Genomic DNA, 14,238 nt, shown 5'->3' on the forward strand with positions numbered 1-14,238 from the left:
TCCGCTACTCCCTCACGGCAGCCTCCACCGGTGGTACTACTCCGCGCCGGCGTCGCCGTCCAGGGGCAGCGCGACCTCACGGGCCGCGTCGGGGCCCTGCTCCAGGAGTACCGCGAACCCTGCGTCGTCGAGGATCGCGAGCTTCAACTGCACGGCCTTGTCGTACTTCGAGCCCGGGTTGTCGCCGACGACGACGAAGGAGGTCTTCTTGGAGACGGACCCGGTGACCTTGGCGCCCCGGCTCTGCAGGGCCTCTTTCGCGCCGTCCCGCGTATGGCTCTGCAAGGTGCCGGTGACGACGACGGTCAGCCCCTCCAGCGGACGCGGACCCTCCTCCTCGCCGGAACCTTCCTCCTCCATCCGGACACCGGCCTCCCGCCACTTGCGCAGGATCTCCTCGTGCCACGGCTCGGCGAACCACTCCTTGAGGGAGCTGGCGATGATGGCCCCGACCCCCTCGGTCGCGGTCAGCTCCTCCTCGGTGGCGTTCCTGATCGCGTCGATCGACCGGAACTCGCGGGCGAGCGCCTCGGCGGCGACGGGCCCGACGTGGCGGATCGACAGGCCGTTGATGATGCGGGCGAGCGGGCGCTGCTTGGCGGCCTCGATGTTCTCCAGCATCGCCAGGGCGTTCTTCCTCGGCTCGCCCTTCTGGTTGGCGAACACCGTGGCGATCTTCTCCTCGCCCGTCTTCGGGTCCCGCTTGGGCAGCCCGCTGTCCTGGTCCAGGACGTACGCCTTGATCGGCAGCAGCTGCTCGATGGTCAGGCCGAAGAGGTCGCCCTCGTCCAGCAGCGGCGGCCGGGCCGGCTCCAGCGGGCCGGTCAGCGCGGCCGCCGCGACCATGCCGAAGTTCTCGATGTCCAGGCTCTGGCGGCCGACCAGGTAGAAGAGCCGCTCGCGCAACTGCGCGGGACAGGTCTGCGCGTTGGGGCACCGGACGTCGATGTCCCCCTCCTTCATCGGGCGCAGCGGCGTGCCGCACTCGGGGCACTCGGACGGCATCACGAACTCCCGCTCGCTGCCGTCCCGCAGGTCGACCACCGGTCCGAGGATCTCGGGGATGACGTCGCCCGCCTTGCGCAGGACGACGGTGTCCCCGATGAGCACGCCCTTGGCCTTGACGACCTCCTGGTTGTGCAGGGTCGCGAACTCGACCTCGGAGCCCGCCACCGTGACCGGTTCCACCTGCGCGTACGGGGTCACGCGGCCGGTGCGGCCGACGCCGACCTTGATGTCGATCAGCTTGCTGTTGACCTCTTCGGGTGCGTACTTCCAGGCGATGGCCCAGCGCGGGGCACGGGCCGTGGAGCCCAGTCGGCCCTGGAGCGCGATCTCGTCGAGCTTGACAACCACACCGTCGATCTCGTGCTCCACCGAGTGGCGGTTCTCCCCGAAGTGGGCGATGAACTCGCGCACCTCGTCGAGGCTGGAGACCACCTTGTTGTGCTGGGCGGTGGGCAGGCCCCACTCGCGCAGCAGCTCGTACGCCTGCGACTGGTGGGCGATCTCGAAGCCGTCGCGGGCGCCGATGCCGTGCACCACCATGTGCAGCGGGCGGCTCGCGGTGATCTTCGGGTCCTTCTGGCGCAGCGAACCGGCGGCCGCGTTGCGCGGGTTGGCGAAGGGCTTGCCCTCGGCCTCGACGAGCCGCGCGTTGAGCTCCTCGAACTTCTCCATCGGGAAGTAGACCTCGCCGCGGATCTCGACCAGGGCCGGGATCCGGTCGCCCTTGAGGCGGTCCGGGATGTCGGCGATGGTGCGGACGTTGGGCGTGATGTCCTCGCCGGTGCGGCCGTCGCCGCGGGTGGCGGCGCGGGTGAGCCGCCCGTTCTCGTAGGTGAGGTTGACGGCGAGGCCGTCCACCTTCAGCTCGCACAGGTAGTGGTAGTCGGAGGTGTTGGCGTCCCGGGCGACGCGCTCGGCCCAGGCCGCCAGTTCCTCCTCGTCGAAGGCGTTGTCGAGGGAGAGCATCCGCTCCCGGTGCTGGACGGAGGCGAAGTCCGTCTGGTACGCCCCGGCGACCTTCTGGGTGGGCGAGTCGGGCGTGCGCAGCTCCGGGTACTGCTCCTCCAGCGCCTCCAGCGAGCGCAGCAGCGTGTCGAACTCGGCGTCGCTGACGACCGGCTGGTCGTTCACGTAGTACCGGAAGCGGTGCTCCTCGACCTGCTCGGCGAGCAGCTGGTGCTGCTCACGCACCGCCGCCGGTACTGCCGTGTCCTGCTGTTCGGCTGCCATGCCGTGTCCTCCCGTGGCCCGTCCCGACCGTCACTCAGGGTTGTCGGCGAGCGACCTCGCCGCCCTGACGCAATGGGCCTGCACCGCGCGGGCGTAGGCGGGTGAGGCACCCGCCAGACCGCACGAGGGAGTGACCACGACGGACTCCGCCAGAGTCCCCGGGGCCAGCCCCAGCCTGCGCCAAAGCTTCCTGACACCCATGACGCTACCGGCAGGGTCCGACAACGGGGCGTCGGTGCCCGGCACCACTCCGGCGAAGAGTTTCGTGCCGCCCTCGACGGCCTCGCCGATGGCGTCGTCCTCGCGCTCGGTGAGCAGTGAGAAATCGAACGACACGCCTGTGGCGCCGGCCCGCCGCAGCAGGGCGAAGGGCACCTCGGGGGCGCAGGAGTGGACGGTCACCTCCCCGTCATGCACCGCGAACAGCTCGCGCAGCATGCCCTCGACCACCTGCCGGTCGACGGCGCGGTAGGTGCGGTAGCCGCTCGCCGAGCGGACCCGCCCGAGCAGCACCGAGGTCAGGGACGGCTCGTCGAACTGGAGCACGACCTGGGCGCCGGGCACCCGCTTGCGTACGTCGGCCAGGTGGTCGCGGAGCCCCTCGGCCAGCGATCCGGCCAGATCCCGGCAGGCGCCGGCGTCCTGGAGCACGGCCTCGCCGCCGCGCAGTTCCAGCGCGGCGGCCAGCGTCCACGGTCCGACGGCCTGCACCTTGAGGGGGCCGGTGTACCCCTGGGTGAACTCCTCCAGGGCGTCGAGGTCCTCCCCCAGCCAGGACCGGGCGCGCTTGCTGTCGCGGCCGGGGCGGTCACTGATGCGCCAGCCGCTCGGCTCGACGTGCGCGTACATGTCGACGAGCAGCCCCAGGGAGCGGCCGATCATGTCCGCGCCGGGTCCGCGCGCCGGCAGCTCGGCGAGGTGGGGGAAGTCCTCGAAGGAGCCGGTGACCGTCCTGGCGGCCTCGCGGGCGTCGCCCCCCGGCAGGGACCCGACCCCGGTCGCCCCGCTCATCGGCCCGGCCGGACGGAGAGGTCGTTGACCTCGGCGTCGCGGGGAAGGTCGACGGCCATGACGATCGTGGTGGCCACGGACTCGGGGTCGATCCAGGCGGACGGGTCGTACTCCTTGCCCTCCTGGGAGTGCACCTTGGCCTGCATGGGGCTGGCGGTGCGGCCCGGGTAGACGGAGGTGACGCGGATGCCGTGCTCCCGCTCCTCCTCGCGCAGCGAGTCGGCGAGGGCCTTGAGTCCGTGCTTGGAGGCCGCGTACGCGCCCCACTCGGCGTGGGCGCGCAGGCCCGCCCCGGAGTTCACGAAGACGACGGTGGCGCGCGAGGCCCGCAGGGTCGGCAACAGGAGCCGGGTGACCTCCGCCGGGGCGATGAGGTTCACGTTGAGCTGCTGGTGCCAGGTCTTGGGGCGCAGGTCGCCGACGGGGCCGAGGTCCACGATCCCGGCGATGTGCAGCAGGGAGTCGATGCGCTCGGGGACGGCCTGCTTGGAGAAGGCCCACGAGAGCCGGTCGGGGTCGCCGAGGTCGCCGACGAGCGCCCGGGATCCGGGGAAGCGCTCGACGAGCTGCTTGGCGCGGGCGGCGTCGCGGGCGAGCAGGACGAGGTCGTCGCCGCGGGCGTGCAGGCGGGCCGCGACGGCGGCCCCGATGCCGGAACCGGCACCGGTGATCAGGTGAGTAGCCATGGTGTCCATGCTCGCACCCCGCCGGGCCGCGCCGTCGCCGCGGGCGCGGGCCGGCGCCCCGGCCCGATCATGCGGTCTGCGGCTGGAAGGTGCGGCGGTAGGCGATCGGGGAGGTGCCCAGCGAGGCCCGCATGTGCTGGCGCAAGGAGTTGCCGGAGCCGAAGCCGGACCGGTGGGCGACGAGGTCGACGGCCAGGTCGGTGGACTCCAGCAAGTGCCGTGCGATCTCCAGGCGTTGCGCGGTGAGCCACTGGACGGGGGTCATGCCGACCTCGTCGCGGAACCGGCGGGTGAAGGTGCGCAGGCTCATCCGGGCGTGGGCGGCCAGTTCGGCCAGGGCGATCGGCTCGGCGAGGCGTTCCAGGGCCCAGGCGCGGGTGGCGGTGGTGGTGGCGACGGTCGGTTCGGGCACGGGCCGGTCGATGTACTGGGCCTGCCCGCCGTCGCGCCAGGGCGGTACGACGCACAGCCGTGCGGCGCGGTTGGCGACGGCGGTGCCGTGGTCCTGGCGCACCAGGTACAGGCACAGGTCGACGCCGGCGGCCACGCCCGCGGAGGTGAGGATGTCGCCGTCGTCGACGAAGAGGACCTCCTCGTCGAGGCGGACACGGGGGAAGCCCCGTTGGAAGGCGGGCGCGTGCAGCCAGTGCGTGGTGGCGGGCCGGCCGTCGAGCAGGCCGGCGGCGGCGAGCACGTAGGAGCCGGTGCAGATGGAGACCAGGCGGGTGCCGGGCCTGATGGCGGCGAGGGCGTCGGCCAGTGTCCGGGGCAGGGGCGCGCCCTGAGCGAGCTCGTCCATGGCGTGCGTGGGCGTGACGATCACGGTGTCGGCGGCGGCGAGGGCTTCGGGGCCCGCGGACACGCCGACGGTGAAGCCCGCGTCGCTGGCCACCGGCCGGCCGTCGGCGGTGCAGACGGTCACCTCGTACAGCGGGTTCCCGGCCTCGTCCAGGGCGTTACCGAAGACCCGCGAGGGGATGCCCAGCTCGAACGGGGGGACGCCCTCAAGGGCGAGTACGGCGATCCTGTGCATGGCCAGATCCTGACACATGGTGGCCGTCCGGCCAATACCGTGGCCTCGCTCCGGCCCCGAAGCTGGTGTCGCAGCACCACCGGAACCACCTGAGGAGAAACACATGCGCGCCGTCGTCGTCAGCCAGTGGGGCGGACCCGAGGTACTCACCGAGACCGAGCTGGAGCGTCCGGAGCCGGGCCTGGGAGAGATCCTGGTGCGCGTGCACGCGGCCGGGGTGAACCCCGTGGACTGGAAGACGCGGGCCACGGGCGCGGTCATCCCCTGGCGGGAGGTCCCGGCCGTCGGCTGGGACGTGTCCGGCACGGTCGAGGCCGTTGGACCGGGCGTGACGATGTTCCGGGCCGGGGACGAGGTCTTCGGAATGCCGCGCTTCCCCGCACAGGCGGGCGGCTACGCCGAGTACGTCACGGCGACGGCCCGGCACTTCGCCCGCAAGCCCGCGGGCCTCGACCACGTCGCGGCGGCCGCCCTCCCGCTGGCCTCGCTCACGGCCTGGCAGGCGCTCACCGACACCGCGGGCCTCCGGGCCGGGCAGCGGGTCCTGGTCCACGCGGCCGCCGGAGGCGTCGGCCACTTCGCCGTCCAGATCGCCAAGGCCCTCGGCGCGTACGTGATCGGGACCGCCAGTGCCGCCAAGCACGAGCTCGTCCGCTCACTGGGAGCCGACGAGATGATCGACTACCGGACCGCGGACTTCGAGGACGTCGTCTCCGAGGTCGACGTGGTGATCGACGCCATCGGCGGGGACTACGGGGTCCGCTCCCTCAAGGTGCTGCGCCCCGGCGGACACCTGGTCACCCTGAACGGCCCGGAGGACGTGCCGGCCGACGCCGAGGGCTTCCGCACCGGCTGGACCCTCGTCGAGCCGGATTCCGCGGGCCTGAGGGCCGTCGCCGCCCTGGTCGCGGAGGGGAAGCTGCGCCCGGTCATCGACACGGTCCTGCCGCTGGCGGACGCCGCGAGGGCCCACGAGATCGGCGAGCGGGGCCGCACCACCGGCAAGATCGTGCTGACGGTCGCCTGAGCCACCGCTCCCGACGGCGGCCCCGGACGGCGGTCAGGCGGTGGCCGCCGCCTGCGCCCGGGTCGTCGTCGCGATGGTGGCGGAGCCGACCACGCGCGTGCCGTCGTAGAGCACGATCGCCTGGCCGGGGGCCACGCCGCGGACCGGTTCGGTGAAGGAGACGCGCAGCTCGTCGTCCACGAGTTCGGCGAAGACCTCGCTCTCGCCGCCGTGGGCGCGCAGCTGCGCGGTGTAGGTGCCCGGGGCGGCGGCCGTGGATCCGCACCAGCGGGGCCGGATCGCGGTCAGGGCGGTGACGTCGAGGGCCTCGACGGGGCCCACGGTGACGGTGTTGTTCACCGGGGAGATGTCGAGGACGTAGCGCGGCTTGCCGTCGGCGGCGGGGTGGCCGATCCGCAGGCCCTTGCGCTGGCCGATCGTGAAGCCGAAGGCGCCTTCGTGGGTGCCGACCTTCTCGCCGCTCTCGTCGACGATGTCGCCCTCGGCCCGGCCCAGCCGGTTCGCCAGGAAGCCCTGGGTGTCGCCGTCGGCGATGAAGCAGATGTCGTGGCTGTCGGGCTTCTTCGCCACGGCCAGGCCGCGCCGCTCCGCCTCGGCCCGGATCTCCTCCTTGGTGGTGAGGGTGTCACCGAGCGGGAAGAGGGCGTGGGCGAGCTGCTTCTCGTCGAGGACGCCGAGGACGTACGACTGGTCCTTGGCCATGTCGGACGCGCGGTGCAGTTCGCGCGATCCGTCCTCGCGCCGCACGACGGTGGCGTAGTGGCCGGTGCAGACGGCGTCGAAGCCGAGCGCCAGGGCCTTGTCGAGCAGCGCCGCGAACTTGATCTTCTCGTTGCAGCGCAGGCAGGGGTTCGGGGTGCGCCCGGCCTCGTACTCGGAGACGAAGTCCTCGACGACGTCCTCGCGGAACCGCTCGGCCAGGTCCCAGACGTAGAAGGGGATGCCGATGACGTCGGCGGCGCGGCGGGCGTCGCGGGAGTCCTCGATGGTGCAGCAGCCGCGGGCGCCGGTCCGGAAGGACTGCGGGTTCGCGGAGAGCGCGAGGTGGACGCCGGTCACGTCGTGCCCGGCTTCGACCGCGCGGGCGGCGGCGACGGCGGAGTCCACACCGCCGGACATGGCGGCCAGGACGCGAAGGGGGCGGGGGCGCGGCAGGTTCTCAGTCATAGCACCGTCCAGGGTACGGGGAACCGTGGGGAGTCACAGCGCGTTATCGGGTTCAGGGGGTGGATCACATCGTCAAGCAGGGAAACAGCGAGAAGAAGCCGGCGAGCCGGACCCGCAGGGCGGTGCTGTTCGGCGGGCTCGGCGTGGCCGCGGCGGCGGCGGTCGCGGGCCGGGAGGAGATCGCCCGCGCCTGGTGGCTGCTGCCGGGGGTGGCCAAGCCCCGCAAGGAGGGCGAGCTCGACCACGCGGGGGCGAGCTGGACCGCGGCTTCGCCGGCGAACTGGCGGCTGGCGGACCGGCCCGACGACTACCGCGTGGACCGGATCGTGGTGCACGTCACGCAGGGCGGCTTCGCGTCCTCGGTGGACGCCTTCAAGAATCCGTGGCACAAGGCGTCGGCGCACTACATAGTGCGTCAGGACGGCCACATCGAGCAGATGGTCCGCGAGCTCGACGTGGCCTTCCACGCGGGCAACCGCTCGATGAACGAGCGCAGCGTCGGCATCGAGCACGTCGGCTTCGTCGACCGCCCGAAGGACTTCACGGACGCGATGTACGCGGCCTCGGCCCGGCTGGCCGCCGACATCTGCCGCAGGTACTCGATACCGGCGGACCGCACGCACATCGTCGGGCACTCCGAGGTGCCGGGCGCCGACCACACCGACCCCGGCCGCCACTGGGACTGGAACCGCTACGTGGGTCTCGTCCAGGACGCCCTGAAGACCGGCCCGCGCTTCAGCTGAAGGCCGGCCCGGGCGTCAGCTGAGGCCCGCCGTGCGGGCGCGTTCGACCGCCGGGCCGATGGCCGCGGCCAGCGCCGCGACGTCGTCCTCGGTGGAGGTGTGGCCGAGGGAGAAGCGCAGGGTGCCGCGGGCCAGCTGCGGATCGGTGCCCGCGGCCAGCAGGACGTGGCTCGGCTGGGCCACGCCCGCCGTACAGGCGGAACCGGTGGAGCACTCGATGCCCTGGGCGTCGAGCAGGAGCAGCAGCGAGTCACCCTCGCAGCCGGGGAAGCTGAAGTGGGCGTTGGCCGGGAGCCGGTCGACGGGGTCGCCGCCGAGGACGGCGTCCGGCACGGCCGCGCGGACGGCGGCGATCAGCTCGTCCCGCAGGCCGCCGATCCGGGCCGCGAAGCGCTCGCGCCGCTCGGCGGCCAGGACGGCGGCCACCGCGAAGGCCGCGACGGCCGGGACGTCGAGCGTGCCGGAGCGCACGTGCCGCTCCTGGCCGCCGCCGTGCAGGACGGGTACGGGACTCTGGTCGCGACCCAGGAGCAGCGCACCGATCCCGTACGGGCCGCCGACCTTGTGGCCGCTGACGGTCATCGCTGCCAGCGCGCTGTCGCCGAAGCGGACGTCGAGCTGTCCGAGGGCCTGGACGGCATCGGAGTGCAGCGGAATCCCGAACTCCCCGGCGATGGCGGCCAGTTCGGCGATCGGCATGACGGTGCCGATCTCGTTGTTGGCCCACATGACGGTGGCCAGGGCCACGTCGTCCGGGTCGCGCTCCACGGCCTCGCGGAAGGCGTCGGCGTGCACGCGCCCGTAGCGGTCCACGGGCAGGTATTCGACCCGTGCGCCCTCGTGCTCGGCGAGCCAGTGGACGGCGTCGAGCACGGCGTGGTGCTCGACGGGGCTGGCGAGGACCCGGGTCCGGGCGGGGTCGGCGTCACGGCGGGCCCAGTAGAGGCCCTTGACGGCGAGGTTGTCGGCCTCCGTGCCGCCCGCGGTGAAGACCACCTCGCTCGGGCGGGCACCGATCGCTTCGGCGAGGGCCTCGCGGGCCTCCTCGACGGTACGGCGGGCCCGGCGGCCGGCGGCGTGCAGGGAGGAGGCGTTCCCCGTGGCGGCGAACTGCGCGGTCATCGCCGCGGCGGCCTCCGGCAGCATCGGGGTGGTGGCGGCGTGGTCGAGGTAGGCCATGATCCCCCGATTCTACGGACCCGACGGGCGGCCGGTTCCCGGTGGTGCTCCGAGGCGGTCCGGGGCGGTCCGGATCCCGCCCCGCTCGTCACCCGCTACCCGCCGGCTCCCTCACCCGCTTCCCGCCCGGACCCCTGCCCGGGCGGAACACGAACCCGTACGGCTCGGCCTCCGCCGGGACGCCCTCGCGGGCCCCCCGCCGGGACGCCGCCCTCAGGCCTGGCGGGGGGCGCGCGCCAACTGGCGGGACTGGGCGACCAGGTGGTCCGCCGCGTCCCAGACCTCCGCGTCCTCCTCCAGGAAGCCGCCGGCCAGGTTGCGCGTGGTGATGGCCACCCGGAGCGGGCCCGGGGCGGGTCGGCGGCGGATGTGGGTGGTGAGCTCCACCGTCGGCGTCCAGCCCATCAGGCCCAGGTCGAAGGCGGTCGGCGGCAGCGCGTCCACCGCGAGGAGCAGGGAGAGCGGATCGGCGTCGCGCCCGTCGGCGAGCTCGAACCAGGCCCGCATCTCGCCCTTGCCCGAGGGGGCACCGAGGGCCCAGCCCGCCGTGGCCGGATCCAGCCGCAGCCGCAGGCGGTCCACGATCGCGGAGCTGCCGGGGATGGGGGCCGGGCCGGCCTCGGGGCCGAGGCAGTCCTCGTAGGCGGGCATGACCGGCGGCCGGGCCACCGTCCGCACCTCGTCGGAGAGCGTCGAGAGGTCCCCGTAGGAGGCGAGGACGCGGATGCGCTCGATCTCGGCTCCGCTCTCGTCGTACTGGAACAGCGAGGCCTGGCCGGTGGAGAGGGTGCGGCCGACGCGGACGACCTGGGTGCGGATCACGGCGGGGCCGGGCACGGAGGAGGTCAGGTAGTGCGCGGAGACCGTGAAGGGGTCCGGGTGCGGCAGGGCCGCGGACAGGGCCCGGCCGACCAGGGCCAGCAGGTATCCGCCGTTGACGGCGGCGATGATCGTCCAGCCGGCCGAGAGTTCCGTGTCGTACACCCCGGGCTCGCCCGCGCGGGGGCTGATCGTGGTGTCGCGGTCGAACTCGCTGTCGCCGATGGATGCCTGGGCAGCTGCGTGTGACATGAAAACGACGGTACACCGGGAAGCTACTAAGCGGTAGCTTTCTTCGATCGAGAGATCCCTACGGCTCTTCGGCGACCGCGGAGCGGCGGTTCCAGGCCAGCGGCGCCCGCCAGTGGTAGTGCATCGCCAGCAGCCGCAGCACGAAGGTGGCGACGATGGCCAGGCCCGTGGTGAAGGCGTTGAGGGCCTCGAAGCGGATCGACAGGGCGACCATCGAGGCGCCGACCACCGCGGGGACGGCGTACATCTCGCGGTCGCGCAGCAGCGAAGGCACCTCGTTGACCAGCACGTCGCGCAGCACGCCGCCGCCGACCGCGGTGGCCACGCCCAGGGCGGCGGAGGCGGTGAGGCCCAGGCCGAACTCGTACGCCTTGGTCGTGCCGGTCACGCAGAACAGCGCGAGGCCGGCCGCGTCGAAGACGTTGATCGCGCGGTTGATCCGCTGGACCTCGGGGTGCAGGAAGAAGACGAGGGCGGCGGCGACCAGCGGGGTGACGAAGAAGCTCAGCTCGCCGAAGGCGGCCGCCGGCGTGGCGCCGATGACCAGGTCGCGGAAGAGGCCGCCGCCGAGGGCCGTGACCAGGGCGAGGACGGCGATGCCGAAGACGTCGAAGTTCTTGCGGACGGCGAGCAGGGCGCCCGCGGTGGCGAAGACGAAGATGCCGGCGAGATCCAGGGCATGCTGGATCCCGGGCGGGAAGAGATCATGGAGCACGCCGCCATTGTCGCCTGCGGCGCGCTCGCCGGACGCCGGGCCGGAGGCGGTGGCGGGTGCGGGTGCGGTGGCGGGTGCGGTACCGGCGGGGCTGGAGGGGCCGTGGTACGGCGTCCGGCCCCGCCGGTCTTTCGGCCGCTACTCCGAAACCGTGGCCACCGCGTCGGCCGCGCCCGGCAGGGGCTGGTCGCCCGGCACCTGGTCGGGGGCGTTCTCCGGGTGGTGGCAGGCCACCTGGTGGCCCGTCTTGAGGGCCACCAGCGGCGGCTCCTGCGTCGTGCAGACCTGCGTGGCCTTCCAGCAGCGCGTGTGGAAGCGGCAGCCGCTCGGCGGTGAGATCGGCGACGGCACGTCGCCCTTGAGCAGGATGCGGCCGCTCTTCGCCCCGCGCCGCCGCGGGTCCGGCACGGGCACGGCCGACATCAGCGCCGTCGTGTACGGGTGCATCGGCGCCTCGTAGAGCGACTTGCGGTCGGCGAGTTCCACGATCTTGCCGAGGTACATGACCGCGATCCGGTCCGACACGTGCCGGATGACCGACAGGTCGTGGGCGATGATCACGTAGGTGAGGCCCAGCTCCTGCTGGAGGTCGTCCAGCAGGTTGACCACCTGGGCCTGGATGGACACGTCCAGGGCCGAGACGGGCTCGTCCGCGACCACGAGCTTCGGCTTCAGGGCCAGGGCCCGCGCGATGCCGATGCGCTGGCGCTGACCGCCCGAGAACTCGTGCGGGTAGCGGTTGTAGTGCTCCGGGCTCAGGCCCACCAGCGACAGCAGCCGCTGCACCTCCGCCTTGAGGCCGCCCTCCGGGGTGACCTTCTGGAGCTTGAACGGAGCGCCCACGATGGTGCCCACCGTGTGGCGGGGGTTCAGCGAGCCGTACGGGTCCTGGAAGATCATCTGCACGTCGCGGCGCAGCGGCCGCATGCCCGCCACTCCGAGGTGCGTGATGTCCTTGCCCTCGAACTCGACGGTGCCGGCGGTCGGTTCGAGCAGCCGCGTGATGAGCCGGCCCATCGTCGACTTGCCGCAGCCGGACTCGCCCACGATGCCGAGGGTCTCGCCGCGCCGGACGTCGAAGTCGATGCCGTCGACGGCCTTGACCGCGCCGGCCTGGCGTCGCAGCAGTCCCTTGGTGATCGGGAAGTGCTTGGTCAGTCCGGTGACCTTGAGGAGCAGATCGGGCTCGGGGGCCTCCGCGTCCTGCTGCTTGGGGATGACGGGCGTGTCGGACGCGCCAGGCGTCTCAGGCGTCTCGGTCACAGCTTCGGCGCAATCTCTTCGGTCCAGATCCGGGTCCGCTCCTCCTGCGACATGTGGCAGGCGGACCAGTGGCGGCCGCCGTCCTGCCCCGGCTCGTCCGGCGCCGTCAGTTCGGGCCGTACGGTGCGGGTCACGTTGCCCTTGGGGACGTCGGCGTAGGGGCAGCGCGGGTTGAAGGCACAGCCGCTCGGGATGTTGATCAGGCTGGGCGGCGAGCCCTTGACCGGGATGAGGCGCTCGGTCTGGTCCCGGTCGATGCGCGGCATCGAGCCCAGCAGTCCCCAGGTGTAGGGGTGCCTGGGTTCGTAGAAGACCTTCTCGGCGGTGCCCCGCTCCACGCACCGGCCGCCGTACATGACGAGGAGTTCGTCGGCCATCTCGGCGACCACGCCGAGGTCGTGCGTGATCATGATGACGGCGGAGCCGAACTCCTTCTGCAGATCCCTGATCAGGTCGAGGATCTGCGCCTGGACGGTGACGTCCAGGGCGGTGGTCGGCTCGTCGGCGATGAGCAGTTCCGGGTTGTTGACCAGCGCCATCGCGATCATCGCGCGCTGGCGCATGCCGCCCGAGAACTCGTGCGGGTAGCTGTCGACCCGCTTGTGCGGCTCGGGGATGCCGACCCGGTCGAGGAGGTCCACGGCCCGCTTGCGGGCGGTCTTCTTGTCGACCTTGTGGTGGACCCGGTACGCCTCGGCGATCTGCTTGCCGACGGTGAAGTACGGGTGCATCGCGGACAGCGGGTCCTGGAAGATCATCGCGATCTCCCGGCCGCGCAGCTTGCGCACCTCGTCCTCGTCGGCGGAGAGCAGTTCCCTGCCGTTCAGCCAGATCTCGCCGGAGATGCGGGCGCGCTGGCGGCCGTACTGGCCGACGCGGTGCAGGCCCATGATGCCCAGCGAGGTGACCGACTTGCCGGAGCCCGACTCGCCGACGATCCCGAGGGTCTTGCCCTTCTCCAGGGTGAAGGACAGCCCGTCGACGGACTTGACCAGACCGTCCTCGGTCGGGAAGTGCACCTTGAGGTCGCGGACCTCCAGGAAGGCGGTGGAGGGCGCGGTGGCGGCGACCGGTGCGTTGAGCGCTCCGGTCTTCGTCAGGTCGGTCATGACAGCCTCACTCGGGGGTCGATCACCGCGTACATGAGGTCGACGAAGAGGTTCGCGGCGACCACGAAGAAGGCGGAGATCAAGGTGATGCCCAGGATGACCGGCAGGTCGTGGTCGCTGATCGCCCGGACCGCGTTGTATCCGAGGCCGTGCAGCGAGAACGTGGACTCGGTCAGGACCGCGCCGCCCATCAGGGCACCGAGGTCCAGGCCCAGGACGGTCAGGATCGGCGTCATCGTGGAGCGCATCGCGTGCTTGCCGATGACGACGGGTTCCGTCAGCCCCTTGGCGCGGGCGGTGCGGATGTAGTCCTCGTTGAGCACTTCGAGCATGGTCGCGCGGGTGAGCCGGGCGTACATCGCCGCGTAGAGGAACGCGAGCGAGACCCACGGCAGGACCATGCCGTTGAACCACTTGGCGGGATCGTCGGCGAAGGTCTGCTCCGGGCGCCCGAACCAACCGAGCTGGTCGGAGAAGAACGCGATGAAGAGCATGCCGGTGAAGTAGATGGGGAGGGAGACGCCGGCGAGGGCCACGCCCATCGCCGAGCGGTCCAGGACGGTGCCGCGCTTGAGTGCGGAGACGACGCCGGTGGCGACACCGCCGATCACCCAGAGCACGACGGCGCCCGCGGCGAGCGAGAGGGTGACCGGGAACCAGTCCAGCAGCAGCGGCCACACCTCCTGCTCGGTCTTGAAGGAGTATCCGAAGCAGGGCGCGGCGCATTGCGTGACGTCGGAGCCGTTGGCGTACGTGCGACCCGCCACCAGCCCGACGACGAACTTGCCGAACTGGACGAGGATCGGGTCGTCGAGACCCATCTTCTGCCGGATGCCCTCGATGGCGGCGGGGTCGGACTGCTTACCGACGAAGTAGAGCGCCGGATCCGTCCCGATCATCTTCGGGAAGAGGAAGAAGATTCCGAAGGTCACCAGCGAGATGACCAACAGCATGACGATGACGGCGAAGATCCGTCGGATGAGATATGCAAGCACT

The 14,238-nt window shown here is 72.2% G+C and carries 13 protein-coding genes; 2 read left to right on the forward strand and 11 right to left on the reverse strand.

The genetic code is table 11. The annotated features are described in order from the left end of the window. Positions 1-36: 36 nt before the first annotated feature. The 4 genes from ligA to ACWFQ8_RS00970 form a co-directional block, all read right to left on the reverse strand. The gene (gene ligA / locus ACWFQ8_RS00955) at positions 37-2,238 is read right to left on the reverse strand and encodes an NAD-dependent DNA ligase LigA (RefSeq protein WP_453784054.1); all 2,202 of its coding nucleotides are present in this window, start codon (positions 2,236-2,238) and stop codon (positions 37-39) included. Positions 2,239-2,268: 30 nt separating this feature from the next. Beyond that, a complete protein-coding gene (locus tag ACWFQ8_RS00960; protein WP_453784055.1) occupies positions 2,269-3,249 on the reverse strand; it encodes a methionine synthase in 981 nt (326 codons plus the stop codon). Further along, positions 3,246-3,935: an SDR family oxidoreductase gene (locus ACWFQ8_RS00965; protein ID WP_453784056.1), complete on the reverse strand. Its 690-nt coding sequence runs from the start codon at positions 3,933-3,935 to the stop codon at positions 3,246-3,248. Before ACWFQ8_RS00965 ends, ACWFQ8_RS00960 begins: the two co-directional genes overlap by 4 nt. Before the next feature lie 67 nt (positions 3,936-4,002). Then, the gene (locus ACWFQ8_RS00970; RefSeq protein WP_453784057.1) at positions 4,003-4,968 is read right to left on the reverse strand and encodes a GlxA family transcriptional regulator; all 966 of its coding nucleotides are present in this window, start codon (positions 4,966-4,968) and stop codon (positions 4,003-4,005) included. A gap of 103 nt (positions 4,969-5,071) precedes the next feature. On the opposite strand from ACWFQ8_RS00970, the gene ACWFQ8_RS00975 reads away from it, so the two are divergent. Then, entirely contained in the window at positions 5,072-5,995 is a 924-nt protein-coding gene (locus ACWFQ8_RS00975; RefSeq protein ID WP_453784058.1) for an NADP-dependent oxidoreductase, read from the forward strand. A 33-nt stretch (positions 5,996-6,028) separates the two neighbouring features. On the opposite strand, the gene mnmA is transcribed toward ACWFQ8_RS00975, so the two are convergent. Further along, positions 6,029-7,162 carry a tRNA 2-thiouridine(34) synthase MnmA gene (gene mnmA, locus ACWFQ8_RS00980; protein ID WP_453784059.1) on the reverse strand — a complete coding sequence of 378 codons (1,134 nt, stop codon included), beginning with the start codon at positions 7,160-7,162 and terminating at the stop codon, positions 6,029-6,031. A gap of 68 nt (positions 7,163-7,230) precedes the next feature. Here mnmA and ACWFQ8_RS00985 point away from each other — a divergent pair, with 68 nt between their 5' ends. Continuing rightward, positions 7,231-7,905 (forward strand): N-acetylmuramoyl-L-alanine amidase, encoded by a 675-nt coding sequence (locus tag ACWFQ8_RS00985; protein WP_453784283.1) that lies wholly within the window; start codon positions 7,231-7,233, stop codon positions 7,903-7,905. Between the two features lie 15 nt (positions 7,906-7,920). Here ACWFQ8_RS00985 and ACWFQ8_RS00990 read toward each other — a convergent pair whose 3' ends face one another. The 6 genes from ACWFQ8_RS00990 to ACWFQ8_RS01015 all read right to left on the reverse strand — a co-directional run bounded on the left by ACWFQ8_RS00990 (position 7,921) and on the right by ACWFQ8_RS01015 (position 14,237). Then, on the reverse strand, positions 7,921-9,084 hold the full coding sequence (locus ACWFQ8_RS00990; protein WP_453784060.1) for a cysteine desulfurase family protein: 1,164 nt from the start codon (positions 9,082-9,084) through the stop codon (positions 7,921-7,923). A 213-nt stretch (positions 9,085-9,297) separates the two neighbouring features. Next, complete coding sequence (locus ACWFQ8_RS00995) at positions 9,298-10,155, reverse strand: thioesterase family protein (protein WP_453784061.1); 858 nt, start codon at positions 10,153-10,155, stop codon at positions 9,298-9,300. A gap of 58 nt (positions 10,156-10,213) precedes the next feature. Further along, positions 10,214-10,870: a trimeric intracellular cation channel family protein gene (locus tag ACWFQ8_RS01000; RefSeq protein WP_453784062.1), complete on the reverse strand. Its 657-nt coding sequence runs from the start codon at positions 10,868-10,870 to the stop codon at positions 10,214-10,216. 138 nt (positions 10,871-11,008) lie between these two features. Next, positions 11,009-12,088: an ABC transporter ATP-binding protein gene (locus ACWFQ8_RS01005; RefSeq protein ID WP_453784284.1), complete on the reverse strand. Its 1,080-nt coding sequence runs from the start codon at positions 12,086-12,088 to the stop codon at positions 11,009-11,011. 41 nt (positions 12,089-12,129) lie between these two features. Next, positions 12,130-13,242 carry an ABC transporter ATP-binding protein gene (locus ACWFQ8_RS01010; RefSeq protein WP_453784063.1) on the reverse strand — a complete coding sequence of 371 codons (1,113 nt, stop codon included), beginning with the start codon at positions 13,240-13,242 and terminating at the stop codon, positions 12,130-12,132. Next, positions 13,239-14,237 (reverse strand): ABC transporter permease, encoded by a 999-nt coding sequence (locus ACWFQ8_RS01015; protein ID WP_453784064.1) that lies wholly within the window; start codon positions 14,235-14,237, stop codon positions 13,239-13,241. The genes ACWFQ8_RS01010 and ACWFQ8_RS01015 overlap by 4 nt, the downstream gene beginning before the upstream one ends. Between the last annotated feature and the right edge of the window lies 1 nt (position 14,238).

It is taken from the genome of Streptomyces sp. NPDC055254 (assembly GCF_053606025.1).

What these genes read in the sequence shown, in the direction of transcription:
- ligA (WP_453784054.1), bottom strand. Translation starts at nt 2,238, where the DNA reads ATGGCAGCCGAACAGCAGGACACGGCAGTACCGGCGGCGGTGCGTGAG.
- ACWFQ8_RS00960 (WP_453784055.1), bottom strand. Translation starts at nt 3,249, where the DNA reads ATGAGCGGGGCGACCGGGGTCGGGTCCCTGCCGGGGGGCGACGCCCGC.
- ACWFQ8_RS00965 (WP_453784056.1), bottom strand. Translation starts at nt 3,935, where the DNA reads ATGGCTACTCACCTGATCACCGGTGCCGGTTCCGGCATCGGGGCCGCC.
- ACWFQ8_RS00970 (WP_453784057.1), bottom strand. Translation starts at nt 4,968, where the DNA reads ATGCACAGGATCGCCGTACTCGCCCTTGAGGGCGTCCCCCCGTTCGAG.
- ACWFQ8_RS00975 (WP_453784058.1), top strand. Translation starts at nt 5,072, where the DNA reads ATGCGCGCCGTCGTCGTCAGCCAGTGGGGCGGACCCGAGGTACTCACC.
- mnmA (WP_453784059.1), bottom strand. Translation starts at nt 7,162, where the DNA reads ATGACTGAGAACCTGCCGCGCCCCCGCCCCCTTCGCGTCCTGGCCGCC.
- ACWFQ8_RS00990 (WP_453784060.1), bottom strand. Translation starts at nt 9,084, where the DNA reads ATGGCCTACCTCGACCACGCCGCCACCACCCCGATGCTGCCGGAGGCC.
- ACWFQ8_RS00995 (WP_453784061.1), bottom strand. Translation starts at nt 10,155, where the DNA reads ATGTCACACGCAGCTGCCCAGGCATCCATCGGCGACAGCGAGTTCGAC.
- ACWFQ8_RS01010 (WP_453784063.1), bottom strand. Translation starts at nt 13,242, where the DNA reads ATGACCGACCTGACGAAGACCGGAGCGCTCAACGCACCGGTCGCCGCC.